Raw genomic sequence first — 25,810 nt, 5'->3', positions numbered from 1 at the left:
ACCAATAATAAACAATGAGTTATGTAAATACTGCTCCAACATGACTCACAAAAAAGGAATGAGCATCACAAGGATGAGTAACCAAATGCCCCAAACTGCACCAATGCTGTGCATCCATCACACTAAGGATGCAAACCAACAAGCTGCGAGTCTGATAAACTGGCAACAGGAATATGACCAACTCAGCGATGGTCGATTTTTAGGTCAAATTCGAGAACGACGATTTCCCAATTTCCATGTGTTTCGTGAAGACAGTAACCGCTCGCTAAGACAGCAATGCAGGGTTGAAGAGGGAGGTATTTGGTTGGGTTTGAGTGCGGAAAATAAGCCGCTACACCTAAATCACAGTCAGTTTAATTCAAGCCAACTTTTGCTTAGGCAAGGTGGCGCTGATTTTGAGTTAATGACACCGGAGCAGTTTTCTATCTATGGAATAGTGCTCGACAAAAACTTCGTTCACATCATAGAAAATCAACTTGAGCTTGGGAGTATCCAAAACAACACATTACACTTAACGGGTTTGACGGAAAAACACATTCAACAACTTAAATACTACTTAGGCACGTTACTTGGTTCCGCCGAGCCAAGATGGTCTGAAACCACACATCAAGCAATCTTAAAAGATATTGTGCTGGAGTTGTTCTCACTCAGTTCACTGCACACGAGCCATCCGATATCAATCTCTCATCGTCAACACGTGATGCACCGTATAAAACAACAGCTACAGGATCTAGACTACCGTACACCGATAACCGTCAGTGAACTGTGTGACGCAGTACACGTCAGTCGTCGCACACTACAGTACACCTTTGAACATTGCTGTAATACTTCCCCAAAGCAGTTCATACATCGAATGCGCCTGAATCAAGTACGTAGAGTGCTACAAAACCCTGAAGATAATCGAACAATTGCAGAAATCGCTTTTGACTTTGGTTTTTTCCATCTCGGGCAGTTCAGTCAAAGCTACAAGCGGCTATTTGGTGAGACGCCAACTGAAACGAGAAAATGGGAGCCCAGCAAATAAAATGACAGGCAGTATATTCTTTCAGATCCTGCGTTGGGGCCATGTTATGCAGTCGCAATGATTTGCTGAAACTTAGCATGAAGCTCTTCAAGTGCCGCTTCAACATCCGGTTCTGCACGGCTCAAGTGCGAGATTAACGTCATAAAATAGCAGTCAAAAATCAGCGGTATTTTTCCCTCAAGGACGGAGCTTCCGTTTACAGATTGAAACAAAGCTTGGTTAAACGACTGATAATAATCCAAATCCCAAATCACTTCTTTCAACAAAGCTCGGCTCAGCTCAACGTTCGCAAAATAGTAGCGATAGTATTTCTCCGTCAGCGCCAAACCAATGTCGATATCGGTTTTACCTTCCACACTGACTAGCGTTTCTTGGCTGATCTGTTGCAGTTGCGCCAGCATCCCTTCGCGCAAAATCGACAGTTTAGTCGGGAAATGGCTAAACACTGTACCATCGGCTACTCCTGCTTCTCTCGCTATCTGCCTTGTGGTCGTCATGTCATAGCCATTTTGAGCAAAAGATGCCCATGCGGCTTTTAGAATTTTATCTCTGGTTTGTTGTCGCTTCGTCATTGATGTGTCTGCTTAATGAGCCTGAAAGGATCATACCTTGCGTGGTTGAGATTGACAAATTGAGCGCGCTCATTTATAAGATTGAGCATGCTCATTTTATATAAAAACAAAAGGAATCGCTCATGTACGTATTAAACAAACTAGGCCAAGGATTGATTTTCTTCCCGACCATCTTCTGCTTTTCGTATATTTTAAGACCGATATTAATGGTCATCCTTATTCCAGGAGGACTCGCACTTTTGGCGTTAATCGGTGGCGCAGAAGTCAGAGCGGAACTCAAAGCCATGCTGCTTGAGGAGTTTTTTGGCGTTAGCCCATCGCACACCACCTCGAAAAAGGCGTGAGTGCGCTACAAACGTTGGCAAGGCTAAGTAAAAAAGAAAACGCGCAGATATCGAGATCTCAATACCTGCGCGTAGATGCGGTGAAAATAAGACTGGCTTTAGTCAGTATTCATGTTCTGGCCAATTCGCCATAAAACGCCACTAGGGTCAAACAAACAACATTCGCGCATGCCCCAAGGTTGCTCGACTAGCTCTGTCAAACGCGAACCAAATTCCTCATGACCCACTTTGGATAAGTGTTGATGCCAACTTTCTGCGTCTTCTACGAGCAAGTGCATCATGAAGTTATTGCCGTGTTCTGGCTCATAAAAATTCTGTAAAAGAAACGCGCAGCTACCTTGAGAGAAGTATGCTACATCACCGAAGTCCGACGCCATTTCAAAGCCAATCGCCTCATAAAAGCGTTTTGATAGCGCGTAATCTTTCGCCGGAACAAATGATTTGATTTCAACAATATTGAGGTTTTCCATTTCCAATTTCCTAAGCCTTTTTCCATAAAACTGACTGACGTAATCTCGCTCTATGCCTTCTATTCGCCTTGCGTAATCTGCTGTGATGACAGTGGCACACACTCTGCCATTTGCGTTTGTAACCACGTGATAAATTTATGTTCGAGTTCTGTACGCTTTTTATCTTGACTCAATAAAACGTAATTGCAACTTGATGGAGAAAACCCAAATGGTGCGACCAAATTACCACGCTTAATATCGTCCATGACAAAAGGATACGATCCCATTGCGACGCCTAAGCCATCCACTGCGGCTTGTATGCAAAAATAAAAATGCGCGAATGATTGCTGAGTGTTGCCGTTGAAAGTTTCACAACGTGTTGATTGCTGCCAATCCGCCCAAGCATTCGGTCTGGTTTGGCTATTCAACAATCGAGCTGCTTTCAAATTGTCTTTAATGGATTGCCAATACTCAGGAGAAAATACCGGCCCCACCCACTCTTCCACAAGAATGGTTTTGTCGTAATCGTGATGCTGCGCAAAATCGTCTCGACGAATCGCCATCGAAAGCCCAGTTGATCCTAATGTTACCGGGCCACCAGCCGTCGACAAACGAACATCAGCACGGTGTTCATCATTAAACGCGGCCAACCTTGGCATCAACCAGCGCATGGTTAATGTCGGTTCACAAGACACTTCAAGATGCTGATGCTTCTCTTGAATAAGCGTATTCACGCCTGTTTCTAGCGTTTGGAATGCCGTTTCTGTGTATGTCTTGAGTAATTCGCCTTCTGCCGTCAACACGACTTTCCTGCCCTCTTTGAAGAACAAAGGTTGAGACAGATATTGCTCAAGTTGCTTGATCTGCTTACTCACGGCTCCGTGGGTAATGTTCAGTTTGTCAGCCGCTTCAGTGTAGCTTGAAGAACTCGCCGCAACGTGGAAGACATAAAAAGATTTCAGGTGACGCATCTGTGAGTTTTTCTCACCAATATGGGAATGTTTTTCGATTATAGTCAGTAATAAAGACGCCTACAATTCCGCTACATCCCAGACTTCATCATTCAAACAGGAAATCGATATGGAATTTGTAACTCTTGCGTTATTAGGTGTGCTTATTGTCATTAGCCCTGGCGCAGACTTTGTTTTGGTATTAAGAAATAGCTTAAATCAAGGACGAAAAGCAGGCGTATACAGTGCGATTGGTATCAGCATGGCGATCAGCATCCACATCGCTTACTCCATGCTAGGGATCAGTTACTTAATTTCACAAAATGAATGGTTGTTTAATCTCGTGCGCTATCTTGGGGCCGCTTATCTTGTCTACCTTGGGATTAAAGGAATATTCTCCTCGCAGCCTGCGTCAAACTCAGAAACCATTCAACAGAGCGAGTATTCAATGTGGCGATTTTTCATGCAGGGATTTCTGTGTAATTTACTCAATCCCAAGACGATGCTGTTTTTTCTGAGTATTTTTAGCCAAGTGATTTCTCCCGACTCTAGTCAGCAACACATCGCCTTGTTTTACGGGATTTATATGATTGCGCTGCATGGTATTTGGTTTTCTATCGTTGCTGTTTTATTCACGTCATCCCAGCTACAAGCTTTCTTGTTGAAGATTAAGCATCGACTCAATCAAGCATGTGGGGCGGGATTAATCATTTTCGGCGCAATGCTGGGCTTAAAGGTGTAGTGCGCTTGCGGTCCGATTACCCCAGTTCAAATTGATCATTGAACAAGTGGCAGTAATCAAATAAAAATCTACATTATCAATACTTTAAATTAGAAAAAAACAGCCAACGTGCGCTGGCTGTTTCGATACAGTTAATGGATGACCCGAGCGTCCCCTTTAAATAACTGAGACAGATCGATAGTGAATATCGTCACTGTCGGACGTTTAGGCAGAGCATTTTCGATCGAAAACTCTGGCCCAGCTGGAACGAGGGGGAAGTGAATAGCAGTCGGCCACGTTGACGAAGCTTCATTACCGCCCGGCTCAGATATTGAGAAAGAAAACGCAGGTAAACGGGTCATAACACTTACCTCAAATGACTGATTAGCGGGCTCAAGCGAGCCCGCTTAGGTTTTGCAATGTTATTGTTATTTTAACGCTTACTTAATCACTAACGATTGATGACGTTAGATATCAAGTTCTTTGTCTTCAACGTGGTTGGTGATCATCGCTTCAGTGGTGATCATCAAGCCAGCAACAGACGCTGCGAATTGAAGCGCTGAACGTGTTACTTTCGCAGGGTCCAAGATGCCCATTTCGATCATGTTGCCGTATTCACCTGTTGCAGCGTTGTAACCGTAATCGGAATCACCAGCTTTGACAGCGTTCGCCACAACAGAAGCTTCGTCACCTGCGTTAGTTGCGATTTGACGAAGAGGCTCTTCCATTGCACGTAGCGCAACTCGGATACCCACGTTTTGGTCATCATTGTCGCCTTTTAGATCCGCCAATTCTTTCGCGATCTTAGTTAGGGCAACACCACCACCAGCAACAATACCTTCTTCAACCGCTGCGCGAGTAGCGTGTAGCGCATCGTCCACGCGGTCTTTCTTCTCTTTCATCTCAACTTCGGTTGCAGCGCCGATCTTGATCACCGCTACGCCGCCAGATAGCTTCGCAACACGTTGTTGAAGCTTATCTTTGTCGTATTGAGAAGTGGTTGTTTCGATTTGTTTTTCAATCGAAGCCACACGATCAGCAATCGCGCTTGCTTCTGCTGCGCCACCCACAATGGTTGTTGTGTCTTTGGTAATGGTCACTTTCTTCGCACTACCTAGTTGCTCTAACGTTGCTTTTTCGAGCTCTAGGCCGATTTCTTCAGAGATGACCGTACCAGCAGTTAGTACCGCAATGTCTTCCATCATCGCTTTACGGTTGTCACCAAAGCCAGGCGCTTTCACCGCGGTCGCACGCACGATGCCGCGCATGTTGTTCACAACCAATGTCGCTAACGCTTCACCTTCGATGTCTTCAGCAATGATCAATAGCGAGCGAGAAGATTTCGCTACTTCTTCTAGTACAGGCAATAGCTCGCGGATGCTGCTGACTTTTTTGTCCACCAATAAGATGTATGGGTTGTCTAGCTCGACGCTGCCATTTTCTTGGTTAGTGATGAAGTATGGCGACAAGTAACCGCGGTCAAATTGCATACCTTCAACCACAGACAATTCGTTGTCTAGACCTTGGCCTTCTTCCACCGTAATCACTCCATTGCGACCCACTTTTTCCATCGCTTCTGCAATGATTTCACCGATCGCGCGATCGCTGTTTGCAGAAATGCTACCCACTTGGATGATGGATTCTTTGTCGCTGCATGGCTTAGACATTTCACGTAGTTTCTCAACCGCCGCTTCAGTGGCTTTGTCGATACCACGTTTTAGGTCCATTGGGTTCATGCCAGAGGCTACCGCTTTAAGACCTTCATTGATGAAAGATTGCGCCAGTACGGTAGCCGTCGTTGTACCGTCCCCCGCTTCATCATTCGCTTTGGACGCCACTTGTTTCACCATTTGTGCGCCCATGTTTTCGAACTTATCTTTCAGTTCGATTTCTTTCGCTACAGACACGCCATCTTTGGTGATGGTTGGCGCGCCGTAAGATTTATCAAGCACAACGTTGCGGCCTTTCGGGCCTAGTGTCACTTTTACTGCGTCCGCCAGTAAGTTCACACCTTTCAGCATTTTTTGACGTGCGTCATTAGCAAATAATACGTCTTTTGCAGCCATGGTTATCTCCTCAAAAAACTACTACAAAAATAATTACTCAACGATTGCTAACACATCAGATTCGGACAGAATTAAGTATTCTGCGCCGTCAATTTTCTCGGTTTTCACGCCGTAACCGTCATTGAAAATGATTTGGTCGCCCACTTTGACTTCCATCGCAGCGCGTTCGCCATTTTCAAGACGTTTACCTAAACCAACAGCAATGACTTTCCCGCGGTTTGATTTTTTCACCGACTGAGAAGTTAAAACGATTCCCCCTTCAGATTTATTTTCCACCTCTTGTCTTTCAACAATTAGCTTGTCATTTAAAGGACGAATTTTCATTTTTAAGTGCCTCCTACTTGGAACCAAAAAATAAAAGACAAAATAAACATCAAGATGGATTTGCGAGTCGACAGCTCGCTTTCGATGAAAATAATAAGGTCGAAAAATGAGAGTTCAAGAGGTGAATTTGATAAAAATTTTTTATTAAATTAAATAAAATTTTCTATCGAATTATCGCATTCACAACCACTTAGCATCTCTTTATGATAGAAAATGTGCTCAATCAAATCTAGAGTGGTTACGTACTCTTAAAAAGGATAATCAAACAATGAAAAAGGCCGTATCTCTATTTCTTGCAACGTTATGCGTTGGCTTCCTCTCACCCAACGTGTCAGCTTCTGAACGCGCTGAACAAGGTTGGCAATTGATTGACGAGGGCGCGATGATTGTCGATGTGCGCACGCCGCAAGAGTTTTCTGAAGGGCATTTGGATAATGCCGTCAACTTCCCTTTATCTGAACTTGATAAACATTTTCAAGACGTCGATAAAGATCAAGCTATCGTGTTGTACTGTCGCAGTGGTAACCGCTCTGGCAAAGCGTATCAATACTTACAATCGCAAGGCTTTACGAATCTGCACAATGCAGGTGGCTTTGAAGAACTACAAGACGCCAAATAGTCGTCTCCGTTCTAATATACAAAGTAAAAGCACAGAGCGCGTCGCAAGCGTATTGTAACGCGCTCTGTTTCTAAATACTTATCTACAACAACTCTACTATCTGGGCCCTGCATCAAATTGAGTCAGGTTATCCGATATCTCGATCCATGGCGCTTTCGATGCGACAAAAATATGGAAATCAGGCTTGTGAGAAGGTGTGTCATCCAAGATACCAAGGCGAATATTGACGATCCCATTGTTCTTTTTCGAATACAGGCTCGATCCGCAGTGGCGACAAAAGCATAGCATGGTATTTTCGCTTTTCTGATAAGTTTGAATATCTTCTTTCCCTTGGATAATAAGCAGTTTATCCAACGCAATACCACCGGCAGATGAATAGTCAGAACCTGTGAACTTGCGGCATTCAGAGCAATGGCAATTTCCCATGTACTTAAATTCATCTGCCACTTCCAACTTTACCTTGCCGCACAGACATGAGCCTTTTAGTACTTCCATTTGAATTCCTTTTTGTTATGAATCTAATTGAATTAGATGGCTATCTCGACACCATGCCATTGCAATACGAAAAATTAAAGACAGGCAATACAGGTTTTCAAAAATGAAACGAAAATGTAAAACTTTCCATTCAGAGGGAAGTGCGCTGACACGTGAAAAATAGAGCTATTTTAGATACAAAAACACCAAGCAATAACGCTTGGTGTTTACCTCACAGAATGTCGCCTCAGAAAAGGCGCTTTCCGCTGTGCTTAAAAAATGCAGTGTTTAGTAAAGCTGGTCGCTTCGTTTGCAGTCCAGTCACCTTTCGGCTTATCTTTCAGGTTTTCACACCATTGCTCGCTGCCGACACCATCTTGCAGAACACAATGCTTTGCAAAGTCTACCGCGTTGTCTGCTGTCCATTCTGTTTTTGGCTTATCGCGCATGTCGTTACACCAGCCTTCAGTGCCCACTTCATCACTACAAGCGGTCAAAGCAGAAGCCGCCAACATCAGCATGACTAGTTTTTTCATAAATTTAAGGTTCCAGTTGCAAACAATAGTAAAATTAAACTCAATCTCTTCAACACGTGCCCATTCAAGTGTCTGAATAAAGGCGTCACTAGCTGAAGTGACTTTTGTATCAACTATAACGAAATTATCAGTCTACGTGTTAAGACATCGAAAAATTATTGAGCGACTCTGTGTAAAGCGCGCCATTCTAAAAGCTATAGGCAGCGCGCTTTTGTTAGCTCACCAACCTTAAAAGAGCCAGTACCAAAGCACGTTAAACGCAGCTCTAATGCCATTTGTTCAAAGTGATCGACGACAGACTGCGTGCTGATCGTCGCAGCTTTTAATACCGCACCAGCTTGCCCAATGAGATTAGCCCCCAAATGAATGGCTTTCGCCGCTTCAAGTCCGTTATGAACACCTCCCGAGGCGATCAAGGGTAATGTAGGATGCAGTGCGCGGATTTGAGCCAAACATGTTGCTGTAGGGACACCCCAATCGCGGAAAAGCTCGGCTGCACGCTGCATTTTCGGATTATCTTGGCAATACCCTTCAACCGCACTCCAGCTTGTGCCACCCGCGCCCGCAACGTCAATTGCATCCACACCAGCATCAATTAATCGCTGCGCAACGTGTCCGCTAATACCAAAACCGACTTCTTTGATAATGATAGGAACCTTCACGCGAGATTTAAGCATCTCAATTGCCTGGAAAACACCAACCCAATTGTGGTCGCCATTTTTCTGAAACGCTTCCTGCATTGGATTAACGTGCACAAACAAGGCATCGGCTTGAATCGCCTCAACCGCACGTTGCGCATTATCGAGTTTACCTTTATCGAGCAATTGAGCGGCTCCAAGATTGGAATACAACGGTACTTCTTTCGCCAACTCACGAATGGTTTTACCCAAGCCCGAATGCTGACTTTCTTCTAAGCTAATCCGTTGCGAGCCCACACCCATGGCAATACCTAATTCACTTGCTGCTTCAGCTAAACGACAATTGATCGTTTCTGCGTCTTTTGCTCCGCCAGTCATCGAGCTAATCAAAAACGGTAGCGCTAATTGATGACCAAGAAACTCTGTCGATAAATCGATCGCGTGAAAGTCACATTCTGGCAGCGCACAGTGTTCAAACTCGACAGACTCAAAACCCGCCGTTTTATGCTTCATGCTCATATCATGATGTAAAACAGCATCTAGGTGTAAATCTTTTCGGTTAGTTTGCGGAGCCATAATGTCACCCTAAAGTAAAACAGTCGCGCAGTATTGCGATCCTTATCAGTAACGTCAATGCGAATTTTGTGAATTTGCCGGATTACTTTTCCGAAACGAGTAATGAATCTCGACTGCCCCTGACATTATAAGAAAAGAAACTCGCTTTCCGTTTTAAACAAGCCGGCAAGTTTCTCTTCAAATTGAGATAATCAGCGTACGATACCCATGATGAAAATGGATCACATTGCTCTGTAGTTTACTTTACGCTGTCCGACAGAATTAGCGACACAACAGTGCTTGTCGTCGTTGGTTCAAACTGTTCGGGATCATCACAGAATTGAATTTTTCCTTTTTCTTCTACATGGAACAGCGGTACAACTGAACTACCTTTGTGATGCGCTAAATAATCTTGATACGTGAAGTTATCGCTCAATTTCGTGTGTTTAACCTCTGCACCACGACTTAACATACTGGCTAGCTGGGTATAGCTTACATTGCCGCCCATCAGCAATTTACCATGGTACTCCTGAGCCACGGAGTGCTTCTCGCTGCCATTGCCGTTGGTTTTCACTTTTTGTAAGCAGTGAACTTTATCTTCCCCAAACTCGTCGACGAATTGCATGCAAGCCATAATGTTGAAATGCTGATCGGGCGTTAATGCAACCACTTGTCCAACTCCTATCAAGTTCAAGTTGTCGTCCGCGTGACTAGAAATAGGGTTGCCGTAATAGTAATCCAACCCCAACATACGAACCTGACTGATGTACTCCCAGTTTGAGTCAGTCATTAATACGCGGCGGTCATAACGCGCCAGCGCCTGCCCTATTTCTCTTGCTACTCGGTTAGCACCAATCAACAAGAAGCCGCGTGGTGCTGGCTCTGCAACGCCCAACGTCAGCGCTACAGGACGTGCCGTCGCACTTTGTAACACGACCGTTCCTATAATCACCATGAAGGTCATAGGGACCAGTAAAATCGCTTCATCAATGCCGTATTCGGTCAATTTGATCGCGAAAAGAGACGAAATCGAAGCAGCAACAATACCGCGCGGTGCAACCCAAGACAAAAACAGCTTATCTTTAAGACGCAAGTTGCTGCGGAAGGTTGAAAGAAAAATCGATAACGGACGCGACACTAACTGCATAAATACAAACAACAATAACGCACCGCTACCTAGCGCAGCAAAATCATCCAGACTGATTCGAGCCGCAAGGAAGATGAACAATCCGGTGATCAGTAAAATGGTTAAATGCTCTTTAAAGTGCAGAATTTGCTGAATATTGATGTCTTTAGCGTTTGCGAGCCACATACCCATTACGGTGACGGTTAGTAACCCAGCTTCAGACTCAATGTGGTTAGAGACCGAAAATACACCTAGAACCACCATCAAAACCGCAAATGGCTGCAAATATTCCGGTAGCCAAGAGCGACGCATGATCGTCGCAACTGCATAGCCTGAGGCCGCACCTAGCATGACACCGACAGCAATGATCGCCCCAAACACTTCGACGCTATTTATCGCGCTGTGAGATACGATAAACTCGTAAACCATCACAACAAAAAGCGCACCGAGCGGGTCAATCAAAATCCCTTCCCATCGCAAAATGTTAGCAAGCGTACTGTTAGGTCTTACGGTTCGTAGAAGTGGCACGATGACCGTCGGCCCTGTTACTACGGTTAAGCTGCCGAACAACATGGCAAGCTCCCAAGTAAAGCCGAGGAAATAGTGTGTTGCGATACTGGTCGCCGCCCACGAAATGATCGCCCCGATGGAAACAATGCTCCATACCGAACCACTCACGCCACGAATTTCTTTAAAATTTAAGGTCAAACTGCCTTCAAATAAAATCACTGCCACCGCCAAAGAGACCAACGGAAAGAGCAAATTACCTAATATCTCATCAGGATTTAACCACTGCATAAATGGCCCGACGATCAGCCCTGCCAACAACAAAAATAAAATCGCTGGCAAACGCAATCGCCAAGCTAACCATTGGCAACCTAAACCAATAACCCCAACCGCTGACAGCACCAGCGCTTCATTACCCACTTGCATCAATAATTACCTGTTTTTGTCTTTTTTCGCGTGAATGCGCTATACCCGAATACATTCAGCCTTACGGTCAAATAGAAACAACCGAACGTGCAAATCAAACGACTGACCTTCGATGACATCGCTACGAAACGCACATGTTTGAAGTCCTTTGGCGATCGCATCAGAACTATGAATATAGTTGACCCCCAATGACTTAACGACTCATTTTTGTTCATCAGGTCTTAAAGTGGCACACAAGTGTGCGACTTTGTCGAATTCATCATTACGCATTGAGTTTCATTATGTAGAATGATTTCTGAAGAAAGCGCGGAACCTAGCACTATATGAGGCTAAGGCATAGAGCATGAACTAAGCTTTAGCGTAAGTGCTCAAAGTTAAGAATCGTGGGTCACGCGACGTACGCAAGGAGAAATGGATTGTACGTAATACTAGCACTGTTCATGGCGTGTCTCGCCATCCTCATCGGAGTGAAAGCCGCCAACCGAGCTGCACTTTTAGAAAAAGAACTAGCCAAACTTCGTGAGGAAGTCACATCACTACGAGCCAGTGTCCATGGGGGCTCAAACCCACAAGTGCACCAACAATCCAGCATCGAAAAAGACACACCATCTGTAGCGACGTCACCTCACATAGAATCACAACAGAAAAATGTCTCATCCTCTGGGGAACATGATCCAGCTGCCAACTTAGACTTGGACCAGAGCGCTGCGAATCAAGGGCACGCCCAGACAAGAGAAATGCAACTGGATGTTTTTAGTCAAGAAAATGAGTCATTCCTTCAGAGTAAAGTTCAGAGCCTGCTTAGCAACATCCAAGAAAATTGGTTGGTTTGGGTAGGCGCATTGGCCATGCTGATCGGTGGAGGTTATCTCGTACAGGTGATTGGTAGCCACATCCAGTTTTCGCCATTTATGCGAGTGTCCTTTGCCTTTGTGCTCTCATTACTTATGGTGCTTGTTGGCGAGTGGTTTCACCGTAAAGAACAACAGAATCCGCAACGGGCAGCACGAGCCCAAGGCTTTACGTATGTTCCTGCTGCCGTTACCGGTACGGGATTAACGGGCATTTACTGCACCGTCATTTTTGCCTTTGTGGTTTATCAAATGCTAACGCCAAGTATCTCGTTGATCATTTTGGCTTCAGCGGCATTTTTCAGTTTAGCATTATCATTGCGACAAGGGCCGTTAATGGCCGTGCTTGGCTTAATTGGTGGCTACACAGCACCACTGTGGATTGGAGGTAGTGAACCCAACTACTTTTTGTTAGCCGGATACATCTGCGCGATTTCGTTCGCGGCGACCTTATTGATGCAAAAAGTGCGTAGGGCATGGATTACGCCAAGTATCGCGATTCCACATGTCATTTGGATGTTGCTGTTGATTGAGAGTGTACCAACAGAACTGTTGTTCTCGTGGCTCGCGATTTATCTCTCCATCACTTTGTATCTCATTTTCGCGGTTCCGAGAATGGGTTGGATGCTCAATCCTCGCTTTCGTCACTATCAAAGCAAGTGGACAAACTCGCCGACCGCTACCGCTCTCGCAATTGTATTATTGACCTTTTCTGCCGTCACCAGAATGCCGGAGCTGAACACTCTACAAATAGCGTACTGTTATACGCTGCTTGTTGCGATCATCTGGCTACCAGCACTTCGTACAGGCTGGTCATTACGTGTATTTTTGCCATCCATTCTCGTCTCGGCAACCGCGCAGATTGTTCTTACTATCGCTTTTGATGCGCTGTATATGTTAGAGCGAGAAGCTAGCATCCTATTCGCATTGGCGGTGAGTATTGCGCTGATCTGCTATCGAACATATTGCCAATCACTTAGTGACCGTTCGCAACTCAGTGGGCTGCTTCTGCTGGTACTGGCTCCCGCGATGAGCTTAATTACGTTGTTTTATATTGACGAATTTATGCAAGGCTACCTGTGGTATTGGACTGCATTCTGCGCATTGATGGCCACTTACTACGTTGTGCTTGGTCAGCGTGCACGTTCGTTGGCATTAGAATGCTGTGCCGTTATGCATGCTTTAATCGTAGGTATCGCTTTTGTTTGGTTGAGCGATACTTGGTTAACAACAGCAATCTCAATACAAGTTGCGATAATGGCCTTACAGGCTCAAGTCGGGTTATTTCGACCTGCGAGTTGGGCGATTAAAGTGGCAATGGGAATACTGGTTATCCGACTCACGCTGCTACCTTTCATCCCCGAATGGCAACCGGTAGAAGCTGGGCATTGGGCTTGGGTTCTTATGAGTTATCTGCCTTCTCTCTTCATCTTGTCTTATGCTCGTTCAACACTAAAACAAGTGGACCGAGAACTGACCAACTGGTTTGAAGGGGCGTTTTTACATGTATTCTTAATGGCATTGTTCACCCAAACTAACTACTGGTTAACGGGGCAATATGGTTACTTGGGGCACATCGACTTCACAAGTGCGGCAGTCTTTGCCAATCAAGCATTAGTTATGGGTTTGGTATACAGCTACCGCAGCCAATTTGCGCAACGCTTAAGTCGTATCTACGAAATCTATAGTTACTTGCTTTGGTGCGCGTTCGCTATATTGATTATTTTGCTTAATACGGCAGAATCGCCGTTGGTGACTGATAACGTCTCGGCACAAGCACTTCCCATCTTTAACATGCTGAGTATCGGCTGGCTGTTACCAGCTTGCATCCTGCTTATCGCAACATTTAAACGCTGGAATACGTTGCAAGTTCATCGATTTGCGATTGCTAGTCTAGGCTTTTTACTTGCAGCCATTTGGTTGGGGATGTCTATCCGTCAATTCTGGCAAACCACATCGATGATGCTGTATCAGCCAACCAGCATGGCAGAGTTGTTCAGTTATTCAGTGGCTGGCTTGCTCGTAGGTGGATTGCTGACTTGGCGCGGCGTGACCCAACAGGGGCTGATGATGCAGCGTGTCGGTCTAGTGGTCCTTGCCGGTGTCGCACTGAAAGTATTCTTATGGGATGTGAGCTCTCTGGATGGGTTCTGGCGAGCAATAAGCTTCTTAGGCTTAGGTGCATCTTTGATAGCACTTGGATGGCTATTCCAGAAATTGAATCGTTCGGTGGCAAAAGCACTCGAGCCCTAGACGAGTCAAAGAGAGATTCCCGACAGTGCGCTGTTTTCGTTATTGGGGGACGATAACAGTGTAAAGCCGGGAATCATTGGAGTGTTCGTTACTTCAGTAAAGCGACCACGGTATGACGACGCACGTTTGCTTGCGCATTCAATGCCTGAAAAGTCGAAGTAAACTCGCCAGACTTTTGCATGAATCCATCCAGTTTTGCATTCACCTCATTGACTGAAAGCTGTGCGGTTTTGGTTTGGATAGAACGCATTTGAGTATTCAGTTCACCATGAAAAGCTTTCGCTTCCTGCAAGCTCGTTTGAACTTGTTTCAGATGCTGATTTACTTTGGCAATCGTCTGCTTGATGCCGTCGCGTGAGCCTAGATCAAACCCGAGCTCCGCAATACCATCTGGCTCAGACTTTAAGTTCAAAACGTTAGGCTGTCCCGCAGGGAATCGGTGCCCTTCCCCCGTTACCATCACCTTTTGCTGCATTTGTTGATAAGCGTTGTCTCTGGCTTCAAATAAAATGCTGCCATCATCGGCTAATGAGGCTCGCATTCCTAACGCAATCAAGCTGCGATCCAGCATTTTGACCGTTCGCTCACCGTCTGATTGTCCATCAAACTGAATCATCACCGCTTGACCTTGAGGAAAATCCAAACGGATTTGCTCGGCCTTGTCGCTTAAGCGATGAACATTCAAACCTGGAATAGAAAAGCGACGAATGTCCGCTTTATCCAGTTTTAAGTGCAGTTCGTTATTTAGGACTTTCTGGCCATCGAAACGTGCTTGCTCAACGACTTTTTGGATGGTGGCTTTAGAACGAACCAATGTATCCTGCAAACCAGGAACATTTTGTACGCCTTGATTAATAGCTTGCGTCAAACCACGTTTAATTTGCGTGAGCTCTTTGCCAATCACCTGCAGCGATTTGGACGCGATCTGAACCGCCGTGGCTTGCTGCTGACCCTGCGTAAGCTGAATACCAGATACAGAGTAGGCTGACGCAGTGTCAGCCTGAATTTGCGCCGGGCGCGGTTTAATTGCCGTACTTGAGTCTGCAGAACGGGTCGGCATGATAGAGGCTTGTTCTTGTCCACCTAAGCGTATGCTATGGGGTCTAACCTCTACTGTACTCATTACCATAAAAAGAACTTCCTAACCTTATAAACGGTCAAACAGCGACAAACCATCGATCTTCACATAGCTTGCTTGCGTTGCTTGCAAAGCGGCCATGTAATTACTCAATCGTACCGACGCTTCACCATAGTCCAGAGCAGAGAGGTCTCCAGATACCTTGTCAACGAACAGCTTGTTTTCACTGTGCGCGCCACCAACAAGATCTAAGTTGTTGTGTCGACCACCAATCTCAGTCATGGTCCCTAGTACGTTTGAAAAAGTATCGTCGATAGCGCTGATACTCGCCTCAACTTCAGCTCTGAAGTTGGCGGTAGGGCTCTCAAACTCTTTGATCAGCGCATCAATTTGGTTAAGCACGTTATGGCCTCCCCCAAGGTCCAATATTTCTTTTGCAGTCATATTGGAATCCATCGTGACGCCTTTAGCAATTGTTACTACGCGCTTGTCACTATTACCTTCAATTACGTAGCTGCCGCTCGCTTTACTTACAGCCGCAGTATCCGTTTTAGTACCAGAGAAAAGGTAGTGCCCTTCTTCATCCTGCGCGTTAAAAGACGACTCAATAGAATCACGGTAACTCTTAAGCTCTGTAATCATACCGCCACGACTTTCGTCAGTAAGAGAGCCGTTCGCACCCCAAAGCGCGATGTCTCGCATGCTTTTTAAGCTTTCTTTGATCGAATCTAAATGGGTTTCTTGACTCGATAGCGTCGTTTTTACGTTTTCAATGTTGTTTTTGTACTGAGCAATCGCACTGGTTTCTCGGTCTAAGTTAAGCAACTTGATCGAAGCCATTGGATCGTCAGACAGCTTGGTTAAGCGCTTGCCAGTAGACATCTGTTGCAGAGCTTCGCCTAATCCCGAGCTATTGCTCTGCAAGCTGTGCAACATCATTTGACTAAATTGATTGTCACTAATTCGCATCTAAACTTTCCTCTTAGAATAACTGCAGAATAGAATCGAGCAGTTGATTTGCTGTGCTGATCACTTTCATGTTGGCATTGTGCGCATTAGCAAACATCATTAGGTTAGCCGCTTCTTCATCGCTGTTTACGGAACTAACATTATCGCGAGCTGCGTGCGCTTGCTTGTTCATGGCTAACTTCGCTTGATAATCAGCATTAGCTTGGCGTGCTTTAATTGCGGTTTGACCCACCATTGAACTAAAGGCATCGTTCAAGCTTACTGAGCCGTAACCTGATACCGCCACTGGCTTGTTGCTTAACTCGATCAATGATTGCAACGCATCTGCGTTACCAGGTGTTCCATCACTTGAGAACGCAAGCTCATCTGGAGTTAGCTTGGTAATATCCAAACTGGCTGCAGGGTTTGCTGGGTCATAGCTGAACAAAGGTTTACCTGGGTTGCCATTTAAGTCTTTGCCAGTTGCAAGCACGGCGTTGTATTCATCCGCGAGAGCTTTCGCCATGTCATTCAGAGCCAGTTGGTTTGGTTTCAACACTTCGGTTTGATAGTCATTAATCGCACCTAATTTGCCACCAAGCGAGTCACCAATCGCAAAGCTTTGATTCGAGAACGTGACGTGTAAGTCCGCTAAGTAAGGATCACTCGGGTCAGGAATGGCTTCCAGTTTGCCATGGTCCGTACCCATCACAAGCGGTTGACCAGAGGTTAGTGTGACCTGAACACTGCCGTCATGCTGCTGTGTTGTTTTGATTTCAATGGTTTGAGATAACTCACCGATTAACCTATCTCGTTCATCCATTAACTGTGATGGATTACCACCTGTACCTTGCATCTCTACCAGTTGCTTGTTCACCTTCGCGATATTTTCCATAAGGCTATTCGCGTGGTTAAGCGCTGCATTACGTTGGTCGCTCATGTCTTTATGTTGATTGTATAAAGACTCGGTAAGCGTATTAAAGCGGCGGGCCAAAGCTTCAGATTCGTTAATGATCTGCTGGCGGTAAGGTATGGATTCCGGCTTAACGGTCGCATCGTTAAGCGCAGCGTTTAGCGAGTCCAAGCCAGCCGATATACTGAAACCATCGGCACCAAGCGTATTCTCCAGCTGACTCATGTTACTGGTGTATCCAGATGCGTATGCCGCCATACTGTTAGTCGACCACGTTTGCTTAATCAGAAATTGATCAGTAACGCGGCGAATGCTAGTGACTTCTACCCCTAAACCTGGACTTAAGCGATTGGCTTTACCATCATCGACAGACGCCATCAACGCTTGTTGACGACTGTAACCCACGGTATTCACGTTTGCCACGTTTTGCGCGGTTACGTCTAGGGCCACACGGTTCGCGCCTAAACCTGAAAGGGCAATATTAACTAGGTTCATTTACAGCTCCATTTTTCTGATCAACGGCTGAGAAAACGCGGTAGTCATACCGGCCTCACCGAATACCTGTTTAACAGAGGCGACGGCTTGAGAAGCGGTATTAAATAGGCTTGAATTCTTCTCCACCTCTTTAGAATCTACTTGTGAGATAGATTCAGAATTCGAAGCTTTACCATCGTTAGCGGATGAGATGTTGCGCGCAGCATCGAAAGCAACCTCACGCATAGACGGGCTCAGCTGCTGGATGAGCATATTGGCAATGCCTGAGCTCTGTTTCTTTGCTAGTTCCATCGCCAGCTGACCGTCATACATATCACGGAATACCCCTTGTTGCTGACTGGCGAACGGGCTGTCTTTATCAGCAAGAGCATCACTACTGCTGCGCATTTGGCGTAACACCATTTGTAGGAACATTGCCTCAAATTGACCTGCGACGACTTCAAGTGCGCCTTCTTGATCACGACTATGCTTGATGTTAGCCAATGCACTATTGTCGTGATAAAGCATCGAATTTAACTGAGTTTGTTCATTGGTACTGTCTAGCTTCATCCTTAACTCCTTATATCACGACCAATTCAGCGTTCAATGCACCCGCTTCACTCAAAGCTTGCAGGATAGACATCAAGTCTGTAGGCGTGGCACCTAAACTATTTACCGCATTAACTATGGTGTTAAGTTCCGTGCCTGGAGGCCAAATCACCATCTGAGCGAGATCTTCATTCACATCAAGGTCCGTTTGGTTAACGACTTTCGTATCGCCATTTGCAAACGCATTAGGCTGACTAACTTGTTGTGATTCAGAAATTCGCACGGTCAAGTTACCGTGACTTACTGCTGCTTCACTCACTTTGACACTCTTACCGATCACTACGGTGCCAGTGCGAGAGTTAAAGACAATACGAGCAGGTTTACGGCCTTCAACGACGCTCATTTCTTCAAGCATCGACATCATGACGACACGCTGCTGTGTATCTTTTGGTGCACGCATATCAATGCGCGCTTTATTGATCGCAACTGCAACTTTAGGTCCAAAAGTGTTGTTAATTTCACGCGCAATATTTTTTGCTGTAGTGAAGCTAGGCTTGCGCAGGTTTAGGGTGATTTCATCACGTTGGTTGAAATCGGTTTTGATTTCTCTCTCTAAAGTCGCACCATTCGGAACGCGACCCGCCGTTGGTGTGTTTACTTCTACTTTGGAGCCACTTCGCCCCTCTGCAGATAAGCCGCCCACAACCACGTTACCTTGCGCAATCGCGTACACTTCGCCATCAATACCACGTAAAGGCGTTAGCAATAACGTACCACCGCGAAGGCTCTTTGCATCACCGATTGAAGACACAACCACATCCAACGTTTGTCCTGGGCCTGCCATTGGGTCAACGGACGCTGTCACACTCACAGAAGCCACATTTCGTAGCTTAGGGTTCATACTGTCATCAATTTGAACCCCAAACTGACGTAGCATGTTGGTAATAGATTGAGAGGTAAATTTCACTTGGTTTCGGTCACCTTGGCCGGCTAAGCCAACTACCAAACCATAACCAACCAGTTGGTTTTCTCGAATGCCGCGAACATCGACCAAGTCCATGATCGGAATTTCCGCTTCAGCACGTGAAGTGCCTGGTAGTCCCAAGGTCAACACCAATAGGAGAGACATAAAGAAAGATTGCATTGTCTTCATTAGAAAGGTACCCATGGGCTGTTGAAGAACTGAGTTAGCCACCCGGCTGCGTTGCTGTCAGCTAGCGCTCCGCGACCTGCGTAGGTAATTCTTGCATCAGCAATTCGTTGAGAAGAAACTTGGTTACTGCGGTTAATATCATCCACACGGACGATACCGGTTAGACGAATAAACTCGTCGCCTTGATTCAGACGAAGCCATTTTTCACCGCTGATACGCAATACGCCATTAGGTAATACTTCGTGTACCGTTACCGTAATGGCACCTTGAAGCTTGTTGCCTTGTGAACTTGATGCACTGCCATCGAAGTTACGTTTGCCATCCACGCTAACCCCTAACTCATCGATAGTTTTCGTGCCTATGGTCGGCGCCACAAAGTTAATTGCTGAACTTTTACCGAACTTAGTACCCGCATTTTTACTCGATGAGGTTTCTTCTGATAATTGAACCGTTAATACATCGCCAACTCGGTAAGCACGACGATCCTGGAACAGAGTCATCGTGTATTGGTGACGATAAAGGCTACCAGATTGGGTTTCCGGCAGCGTGTAATCGAGCGTTGGTGGTGCATATTCCTCAGCATTCGGCTCAGGCGGAATAAATTCCTGACGGCCAGCACATCCCACCAGCAACACGGCGGCTACTGCCCAACTCTTAGAAAGCCATTTCATTGCTTTTTCCTTCATCATCACCAATTTCATACTTACATTGATTGCGAAACAAACTTCAGCATGTCATCTGCAGCAGAGACCACTTTCGCATTCATCTCATACGCACGTTGAGTGGTGATCATGTCGACCATCTCTTCTACTACTTGTACGTTTGACCCTTCCAGTGCACCTTGCTTGATAATGCCGGCACCATCAGCTCCTGCAATCAGCTCATCAGCTGGACCGCTGGCTTCCGTTTCACGGAATAAGTTGCCACCCATGGCCTCTAAGCCGGCTGGATTGATGAATTTTGCAAGTGTAATTTGACCAAGCTGCTGAGGTGTTGGATCGTCTGCTGTTGTTGTAGTCACGGTGCCATCAACACCCACAGAGAAAGAGACCGCATTGTCAGGGATCTGGATTTGAGGCTCTAAAGGCAGGCCCTGACTGTTCACCATTAAGCCTTCTGAGTTTCGATGGAACTGACCATTACGTGTATACATGATCTGTCCGTCCGAGTTTTCTATTTGGAAGAAACCCTGACCCATTACAGCAAGATCCAACTCTTGCGTTGTGTTTTGGGTATTACCTTGCGTGAACACTTTTTGTGTGCCAACAACGCGAACACCGCTACCTAGCTGAATACCACTTGGTAGTTCGTTAACTTGGTCTACTTGAGCGCCTGGTTGACGCTGAATGCTGTAGAAAAGATCTTCAAATACGACTCGGTCACGCTTAAAGCCAACCGTGTTTACGTTTGCTAGGTTGTTAGAAATGGCAGTCATCTTCGTGTCTTGCGCTGCCATGCCTGTCTTACTTACCCATAATGCTGAATGCATTTTTTACTCCTTGCGGGGCGAGACTTAGCTCGCCGCCATTAATTTGTTACCAGCTTTTGCTAGAGTTTCCGCCGTTTTCATCATGCGAACTTGCATTTCAAAGTTGCGCGTCAGCGACATCACACTAACCAATTCATCAATAGCAGATACGTTACTGCCCTCAATGTGCTCAGGAGAGAGTTGCACGGTTTCATCTGCCGCGAATGGCACGCCATCTACGCTGTGCAGCAAGCTATCGCTCTCTTTTTGCAGTTGATTAATTTCCGGTTTAACCAACTTCAAAGTGCCTGCCACAATTTCTGCGCCGCCACCTGGTGGGATCACTGAGACTTGACCACGCTCGCTGATTTCAATCTTTTGATAATCCGGCACAACCAAAGGACCATTGTCACCGAGGACAGGGAACCCATTGATTGTTAGAGCGCCAAAAGTATCGACCTGAATATTGCCTGCACGGGTGTAAGCTTCGTTACCCGCTGGGGTTTCTACAGAGAGATATCCCTCCCCCATAACCGCAACGTCCAACGGACGTCCTGTTTTCACAATATCGCCAGCGTCGAAACGTGTTGAGGCAGAGTTGGTCACAACCATAGTGCGACCATCAAAACCTGGGCCTTGCATCTCTACACTACGCACACGCTCCATATCCGCTCGAAAACCCGCAGTATCAGCATTTGATAAGTTGTTTGAACGAACGTGCTGCGCTTTAAGAACTCGGCTGGCACCCGACGTTGCCGTAAATAACAAACTATCCATGCAAAACTCCCATTACACCGCGTTAAACAAAGCTTGAGTAAGCTTGTCGCTGGTAGAAATTGTCTTTGCGTTTGCTTGGTAGTTGCGTTGTGCAGTCATTAGAGCAACAAGCTCGCTGGTTAAGTCAACGTTAGAACCTTCTAATGCACCCGGAGTTAGGTCACCCATCGTACCTGAACCCGGAACACCCATAATTGGAGCACCTGAGCTAAAGCTTTGAGTCCATGATGTTCCACTCACTTTCGCTAAGCCTTGTGTGTTTGCAAAATCAGCAAGAACAACCTGACCTTGTAGCTGTGATTGGCCGTTAGTGTAAGTCGCGTAAACCATGCCGTTACCTTCAACGCGTACACCTGCAAGTTCACCTGATGTGTAACCGTTAGGACTATTAGTACTTACGCCAAAAGCTGCACCAAATTGCGTGCTGCCTTTCAGGTTAATGTCTACACTCATCGCGTTCGCGCCTGCAGCAGGGAATGAAACATTAAACGGCGCAGTTGGTGCTGAAAGCGAGCCGTCTTTACCAAACGTTACAGGCACAGTTGCTACTGGCGTCGTACCGCCATCTACTTGAACGTTCACTTCCCACGAGTTAGAAGCAGTCTTAGTAAAGTACTGAGTTACCGTGTGCGAGTTACCCAGTGAGTCGTAGACTTTTGTTGTGTAAGACGAGTTAAATGAGCTTGGATCTTTTGGATTGAATGGCGTTACGGCTTTATCAATAACAGACGCGCTTGCGTCGAAGTTCGCAACAAAATCTAAGCTGTCTGTTGCTTTAGCATTCAGTGAGGAAGTCGATACCTGAATATTACCCACAGAACCTGTCATTAGGTTGTTGTTGCTATCGACACTGTAACCTTGAAGCTTTGCACCGCTGTTAGCCGTAACAAAGTTGTTCTTATCCGTTGAGAACACACCTGAACGTGTGTACAACATTTGACCCATATTATCTTTAGTAACAAAAAAGCCACCGCCATTAATAGCTAGGTCCATCGCACGGCCAGTTCCTGTGATACTGCCGTCTTTGTCGAAGTTCTGTGAAATTGACGCGACTTCCACACCACCAGGTTGCATGCCGTTATATACAGCGGAGAATTCTGTGCGGCCACCTTTAAAACCATACGTTGATGCGTTGGCAATGTTGTGACTGATTGTGTTTAGCTCTGTGTTGGTCGCGTCCAGACCACTTAGTGCGATGTTAAAACTCATAAATAGACCTCTGATTTCCGTATTTGGTTAAGCACCAAACTGAGTGATTTGATAGAAAGGAACGTTGCCAACGCCATGGACATTGACTAATGCTGCGCCACCGGTATTAGGAATGCGCACTTGCTCAACAGTGCCTGCCATCAGCACATTTGGACTTGCTTGCCCTTCTTGCACTTCTACGGCCACTGAGTATTTGCCTGGTTTAAGACCAAGTTCTTCAGGATTAATTGAAAAGTCGACGTCACCTTTGCCGTGAGCACCTAGTGGCACTTTAGTTGATTGACCAAATTCATCTTTAACAACTAACGTGACTTGGTTTGAGCTATGAGCGAGTTCGATTTTTCCGTTTTGTACGTCTTCACCAAGCTGAAATTCATCCGCATTGACGTAAACCGTTTGCCCAACAAGGCCCGCTGTTGATAGCACTTGCATGTTGTCCAGTAACACCATGCTCTGTTGCATTGTCTTAGACATATTCTCGGTACTTTGTACCTGCGAGAACTGAGCCAATTGACCAACGTATTCCGTACCATCAAGGGGATTAAGTGGGTCTTGGTTTTGAATTTGAGCCACCATCAAAGAAATAAACTCATTCTCCAATGAAGAAGCACTGTTCATGTCTTTAGGGTTTGGTGAGATACCGTTGCTGTCTTTTGCTTTTGTATTTACTGGAGCGTCAGACGATAAAGGGGTGTATTGTGCAATACTCATTAGCTGCCCTGCCCTAATCTAAGCAGACCTTGCTGCATACTTTTTACATTGGCTAATACTTCAACATTCGTTTCGAAGCTGCGTGTTGCGGACATCATGTCTGCCATTTCAGCAACTACATCAATATCTGGGTAAAACACATAGCCTTCATCATTAGCCAGTGGGTTGTTCGGCTCAAAACGCTTCTCTGCATCTCCAGCATTTTTAACAACGTCAACAATGCGAACTTCTGCATTGGGATAAGCTCCATTTTCTGTTGTCATTTGCGTTTTTTGGTACACAGTCGCAAATACTGGCTTAAGCGCTTTATAAGCATCTTCTGGATTTGCAGATACTGCATCTGCGTTTGCTAAGTTACTGGCTACCGTATTCAGACGCACAGTTTGTGCTGTCATCGCGGAACCAGTGATCGAGTAAATATCAGTGAATGACATAATTAACGTCCCTCAATCGCTTTCGCTAAGCCATTAAATTTCATGTTGAGAAACGTCAGGCTAGTTTGAAAGTCCATGTTGTTTTGCGTGAATTTTGCTTGTTCAACACCAAGCTCTACGGTGTTGCCATTTTTGCTATTCTGGTAAGGCACCGAGTATTGGGCCTGAACCTGGAACTTTGGCACCGGTTTGTTCACACCACCTGCCGTTACTTGGTTCATTACGGTGGTGAAACTTAGGTCTTTCGCCAAATACCCAGGGGTGTCAACATTTGCTAGGTTACTGGCGAGGACTTTGGTACGCTGAACGCGAAAATTAAGTGCCTCTGGATGTACTCCTAAAGCATTTTCAAATGTGATCGCCATGCATCTTCCTTACAGTTGGCTCGAATACGCCAACATACAAACAAGATACGTGCCATAAAAAATAGCTATATATATCAATGACTTACAAACAAGGATGGAAGCCAAACTTCCGGTTCTCGGAAAGCATTAAAAACAAGAGGAAAGTGTCCACTTCCTCAACAATAATGCTGACGTTACTCGCTTTGACATCAGAACAAGCATTCGCCAACACCAATGACAAAACCCTCAGCGTTGAAGAGATAAAATCCGTTGTAGCAACGGATTTCGAACAAGAGGTGGATCGCGTAGCGCTCTCCAATCAGTGGGGGGAGTACAAACTGGACTTCGACATGTGGGTGCCCGGTTCTGCCAATCACTTGCCAGAATGTCAATCGCCTTTAGTTATCACAGGTCGTGACAACAACACGTTGCCAGTCGGTAACCTCAAGCGCTCAGTCAGCTGCGACAATATCGCATCACCATGGCGAATTAACGTTACGATAAAGTCTTCGCTGACTCTGCCTGTTTTAGTCGCGACAACCACGGTTGGCCGAAATGAAGTCGTAACGGCTAAACACATAAAGCTTGAAACCCGAACCATCTCTCGCCAAGACGATTTTTATACTCGCCCCGAGCAAGCAGTAGGCTTAGAAACCTCTCGTCGTTTGAGGGCTGGACAAGTGGTTAATCCATCCAATTTGTCGGCCCCACCTCTAATCGAGAAAGGCAATGAAGTCATAGTCATTGCGAGCAAAAATGGATTTAGTGCCAGCACAAAAGGAGTCGCCTTAGAAGATGGAGCGAAAGGGCAACAAATTGACGTGGAAAACCCAAGTTCGGGCAAGGTCATAAGAGCAGTCGTAACTGGATTAAACCAGGTTCATACTCAATTTTGATTTTTTGACTCGGGGTAACATTTTTTAATTTTGGCTCTCGTCAGTAACACTGAACTTCGAGTACAAAAAAAATATTTAATGTTTATCACATTCTAACCGCCTACTTAATTTAGAACATGATGATGAGGACCACAGCATGAAAATCGACAAAGTCGCGGGCGGTCATGTCCCACAAACAAAATTACAGCAAGCAAGCAAACAGCCTGTCGACGTCGTCGAACAGAGCAAAGTACACGAGCCTGCATTTCAAGCGAATACCGTAGCGATAGATCGCGCTCAAGCTGAAATGGCATCACTACCTGATGTTGATATGGAAAAAGTAGAACAAGTACGCAACGCATTAGCGCGTGGTGAACTTAGCCTAGATACAAAAGTGCTATCCAAGGCAATCATGCAGTTCCATACAGGTCACGAGTAATAA

29 protein-coding genes are annotated in these 25,810 nt (G+C 45.7%); 7 read left to right on the top strand and 22 right to left on the bottom strand.

Going from position 1 to position 25,810, the window contains the following annotated elements; genetic code table 11:
* Positions 1 to 73 precede the first annotated feature (73 nt).
* Positions 74 to 1,024, top strand: coding sequence for a helix-turn-helix domain-containing protein (locus KJB35_RS13715; protein ID WP_161440815.1), 951 nt, complete (start codon positions 74 to 76; stop codon positions 1,022 to 1,024).
* A gap of 44 nt (positions 1,025 to 1,068) precedes the next feature.
* Here KJB35_RS13715 and KJB35_RS13710 read toward each other — a convergent pair whose 3' ends face one another.
* The gene (locus KJB35_RS13710; RefSeq protein ID WP_005373975.1) at positions 1,069 to 1,596 is read right to left on the bottom strand and encodes a TetR/AcrR family transcriptional regulator; all 528 of its coding nucleotides are present in this window, start codon (positions 1,594 to 1,596) and stop codon (positions 1,069 to 1,071) included.
* 122 nt (positions 1,597 to 1,718) lie between these two features.
* Here KJB35_RS13710 and KJB35_RS13705 point away from each other — a divergent pair, with 122 nt between their 5' ends.
* A complete protein-coding gene (locus KJB35_RS13705) occupies positions 1,719 to 1,940 on the top strand; it encodes a hypothetical protein (protein WP_017635120.1) in 222 nt (73 codons plus the stop codon).
* A gap of 98 nt (positions 1,941 to 2,038) precedes the next feature.
* Here KJB35_RS13705 and KJB35_RS13700 read toward each other — a convergent pair whose 3' ends face one another.
* Positions 2,039 to 2,410: a VOC family protein gene (locus KJB35_RS13700; protein WP_005373979.1), complete on the bottom strand. Its 372-nt coding sequence runs from the start codon at positions 2,408 to 2,410 to the stop codon at positions 2,039 to 2,041.
* Between the two features lie 59 nt (positions 2,411 to 2,469).
* Positions 2,470 to 3,360, bottom strand: coding sequence for a LysR family transcriptional regulator (locus KJB35_RS13695; protein ID WP_005388706.1), 891 nt, complete (start codon positions 3,358 to 3,360; stop codon positions 2,470 to 2,472).
* 109 nt (positions 3,361 to 3,469) lie between these two features.
* Between KJB35_RS13695 and KJB35_RS13690 the strand changes: the two genes are divergently transcribed.
* Complete coding sequence (locus tag KJB35_RS13690; protein ID WP_017635118.1) at positions 3,470 to 4,081, top strand: LysE family translocator; 612 nt, start codon at positions 3,470 to 3,472, stop codon at positions 4,079 to 4,081.
* A gap of 131 nt (positions 4,082 to 4,212) precedes the next feature.
* Here the strand turns inward: KJB35_RS13690 and KJB35_RS13685 are convergent, their stop codons facing one another.
* From KJB35_RS13685 to KJB35_RS13675, 3 genes are all read right to left on the bottom strand, one after another.
* Positions 4,213 to 4,422 carry a hypothetical protein gene (locus KJB35_RS13685; protein WP_005373984.1) on the bottom strand — a complete coding sequence of 70 codons (210 nt, stop codon included), beginning with the start codon at positions 4,420 to 4,422 and terminating at the stop codon, positions 4,213 to 4,215.
* Positions 4,423 to 4,527: 105 nt separating this feature from the next.
* Positions 4,528 to 6,126, bottom strand: a complete 1,599-nt coding sequence (gene groL / locus KJB35_RS13680) for a chaperonin GroEL (RefSeq protein WP_047102791.1) — start codon at positions 6,124 to 6,126, stop codon at positions 4,528 to 4,530.
* 33 nt (positions 6,127 to 6,159) lie between these two features.
* The gene (locus tag KJB35_RS13675; RefSeq protein WP_005373989.1) at positions 6,160 to 6,450 is read right to left on the bottom strand and encodes a co-chaperone GroES; all 291 of its coding nucleotides are present in this window, start codon (positions 6,448 to 6,450) and stop codon (positions 6,160 to 6,162) included.
* A 268-nt stretch (positions 6,451 to 6,718) separates the two neighbouring features.
* Between KJB35_RS13675 and KJB35_RS13670 the strand changes: the two genes are divergently transcribed.
* Entirely contained in the window at positions 6,719 to 7,069 is a 351-nt protein-coding gene (locus KJB35_RS13670; protein WP_025768015.1) for a rhodanese-like domain-containing protein, read from the top strand.
* Positions 7,070 to 7,165: 96 nt separating this feature from the next.
* On the opposite strand, the gene KJB35_RS13665 is transcribed toward KJB35_RS13670, so the two are convergent.
* The 4 genes from KJB35_RS13665 to KJB35_RS13650 all read right to left on the bottom strand — a co-directional run bounded on the left by KJB35_RS13665 (position 7,166) and on the right by KJB35_RS13650 (position 11,331).
* A complete protein-coding gene (locus KJB35_RS13665) occupies positions 7,166 to 7,564 on the bottom strand; it encodes a GFA family protein (protein WP_005373991.1) in 399 nt (132 codons plus the stop codon).
* A gap of 251 nt (positions 7,565 to 7,815) precedes the next feature.
* Entirely contained in the window at positions 7,816 to 8,079 is a 264-nt protein-coding gene (locus KJB35_RS13660; protein ID WP_005373992.1) for a DUF3012 domain-containing protein, read from the bottom strand.
* Between the two features lie 194 nt (positions 8,080 to 8,273).
* Positions 8,274 to 9,293: a type 2 isopentenyl-diphosphate Delta-isomerase gene (gene fni, locus KJB35_RS13655; RefSeq protein ID WP_005373993.1), complete on the bottom strand. Its 1,020-nt coding sequence runs from the start codon at positions 9,291 to 9,293 to the stop codon at positions 8,274 to 8,276.
* A 238-nt stretch (positions 9,294 to 9,531) separates the two neighbouring features.
* Positions 9,532 to 11,331, bottom strand: coding sequence for a sodium:proton antiporter (locus KJB35_RS13650; RefSeq protein ID WP_213907745.1), 1,800 nt, complete (start codon positions 11,329 to 11,331; stop codon positions 9,532 to 9,534).
* A gap of 440 nt (positions 11,332 to 11,771) precedes the next feature.
* Between KJB35_RS13650 and KJB35_RS13645 the strand changes: the two genes are divergently transcribed.
* Entirely contained in the window at positions 11,772 to 14,435 is a 2,664-nt protein-coding gene (locus KJB35_RS13645) for a DUF2339 domain-containing protein (RefSeq protein ID WP_373417403.1), read from the top strand.
* An 88-nt stretch (positions 14,436 to 14,523) separates the two neighbouring features.
* On the opposite strand, the gene KJB35_RS13640 is transcribed toward KJB35_RS13645, so the two are convergent.
* From KJB35_RS13640 to flgB, 12 genes are read right to left on the bottom strand one after another with little or no spacing between them, the layout of a single operon-like run.
* A complete protein-coding gene (locus KJB35_RS13640) occupies positions 14,524 to 15,564 on the bottom strand; it encodes a flagellin (RefSeq protein WP_005373996.1) in 1,041 nt (346 codons plus the stop codon).
* 18 nt (positions 15,565 to 15,582) lie between these two features.
* Positions 15,583 to 16,482: a flagellar hook-associated protein FlgL gene (flgL, locus tag KJB35_RS13635; RefSeq protein ID WP_213907742.1), complete on the bottom strand. Its 900-nt coding sequence runs from the start codon at positions 16,480 to 16,482 to the stop codon at positions 15,583 to 15,585.
* Between the two features lie 13 nt (positions 16,483 to 16,495).
* A complete protein-coding gene (gene flgK / locus KJB35_RS13630; RefSeq protein WP_005374000.1) occupies positions 16,496 to 17,869 on the bottom strand; it encodes a flagellar hook-associated protein FlgK in 1,374 nt (457 codons plus the stop codon).
* Positions 17,870 to 18,418: a rod-binding protein gene (locus KJB35_RS13625; RefSeq protein WP_005374002.1), complete on the bottom strand. Its 549-nt coding sequence runs from the start codon at positions 18,416 to 18,418 to the stop codon at positions 17,870 to 17,872.
* Between the two features lie 10 nt (positions 18,419 to 18,428).
* On the bottom strand, positions 18,429 to 19,565 hold the full coding sequence (locus tag KJB35_RS13620; protein WP_139831986.1) for a flagellar basal body P-ring protein FlgI: 1,137 nt from the start codon (positions 19,563 to 19,565) through the stop codon (positions 18,429 to 18,431).
* On the bottom strand, positions 19,550 to 20,221 hold the full coding sequence (gene flgH / locus KJB35_RS13615; protein WP_017635111.1) for a flagellar basal body L-ring protein FlgH: 672 nt from the start codon (positions 20,219 to 20,221) through the stop codon (positions 19,550 to 19,552). The genes KJB35_RS13620 and flgH overlap by 16 nt, the downstream gene beginning before the upstream one ends.
* Positions 20,222 to 20,253: 32 nt before the next feature.
* Positions 20,254 to 21,039: a flagellar basal-body rod protein FlgG gene (flgG, locus tag KJB35_RS13610; RefSeq protein WP_005374008.1), complete on the bottom strand. Its 786-nt coding sequence runs from the start codon at positions 21,037 to 21,039 to the stop codon at positions 20,254 to 20,256.
* Positions 21,040 to 21,063: 24 nt separating this feature from the next.
* Positions 21,064 to 21,795, bottom strand: coding sequence for a flagellar basal-body rod protein FlgF (gene flgF / locus KJB35_RS13605; RefSeq protein ID WP_005374009.1), 732 nt, complete (start codon positions 21,793 to 21,795; stop codon positions 21,064 to 21,066).
* A 12-nt stretch (positions 21,796 to 21,807) separates the two neighbouring features.
* Positions 21,808 to 23,004, bottom strand: a complete 1,197-nt coding sequence (gene flgE, locus KJB35_RS13600) for a flagellar hook protein FlgE (RefSeq protein WP_005374010.1) — start codon at positions 23,002 to 23,004, stop codon at positions 21,808 to 21,810.
* A 27-nt stretch (positions 23,005 to 23,031) separates the two neighbouring features.
* Positions 23,032 to 23,715 (bottom strand): flagellar hook assembly protein FlgD, encoded by a 684-nt coding sequence (gene flgD, locus KJB35_RS13595; protein WP_005384410.1) that lies wholly within the window; start codon positions 23,713 to 23,715, stop codon positions 23,032 to 23,034.
* Positions 23,715 to 24,149 carry a flagellar basal body rod protein FlgC gene (gene flgC / locus KJB35_RS13590; protein WP_005374012.1) on the bottom strand — a complete coding sequence of 145 codons (435 nt, stop codon included), beginning with the start codon at positions 24,147 to 24,149 and terminating at the stop codon, positions 23,715 to 23,717. Before flgC ends, flgD begins: the two co-directional genes overlap by 1 nt.
* A gap of 2 nt (positions 24,150 to 24,151) precedes the next feature.
* Positions 24,152 to 24,514, bottom strand: a complete 363-nt coding sequence (flgB, locus tag KJB35_RS13585; protein ID WP_005374013.1) for a flagellar basal body rod protein FlgB — start codon at positions 24,512 to 24,514, stop codon at positions 24,152 to 24,154.
* Positions 24,515 to 24,591: 77 nt separating this feature from the next.
* Here flgB and flgA point away from each other — a divergent pair, with 77 nt between their 5' ends.
* Together flgA and flgM are read left to right on the top strand one after the other, a co-directional pair.
* On the top strand, positions 24,592 to 25,389 hold the full coding sequence (gene flgA / locus KJB35_RS13580) for a flagellar basal body P-ring formation chaperone FlgA (protein WP_031777223.1): 798 nt from the start codon (positions 24,592 to 24,594) through the stop codon (positions 25,387 to 25,389).
* 136 nt (positions 25,390 to 25,525) lie between these two features.
* A complete protein-coding gene (flgM, locus tag KJB35_RS13575) occupies positions 25,526 to 25,807 on the top strand; it encodes a flagellar biosynthesis anti-sigma factor FlgM (RefSeq protein WP_005374016.1) in 282 nt (93 codons plus the stop codon).
* Positions 25,808 to 25,810: the final 3 nt, after the last annotated feature.

Source organism: Vibrio sp. D431a (genome assembly GCF_030248655.1).
Taxonomy (GTDB): Bacteria; Pseudomonadota; Gammaproteobacteria; order Enterobacterales; family Vibrionaceae; genus Vibrio; species Vibrio alginolyticus.
This window is presented reverse-complemented; position numbering and strand designations above follow the sequence as displayed.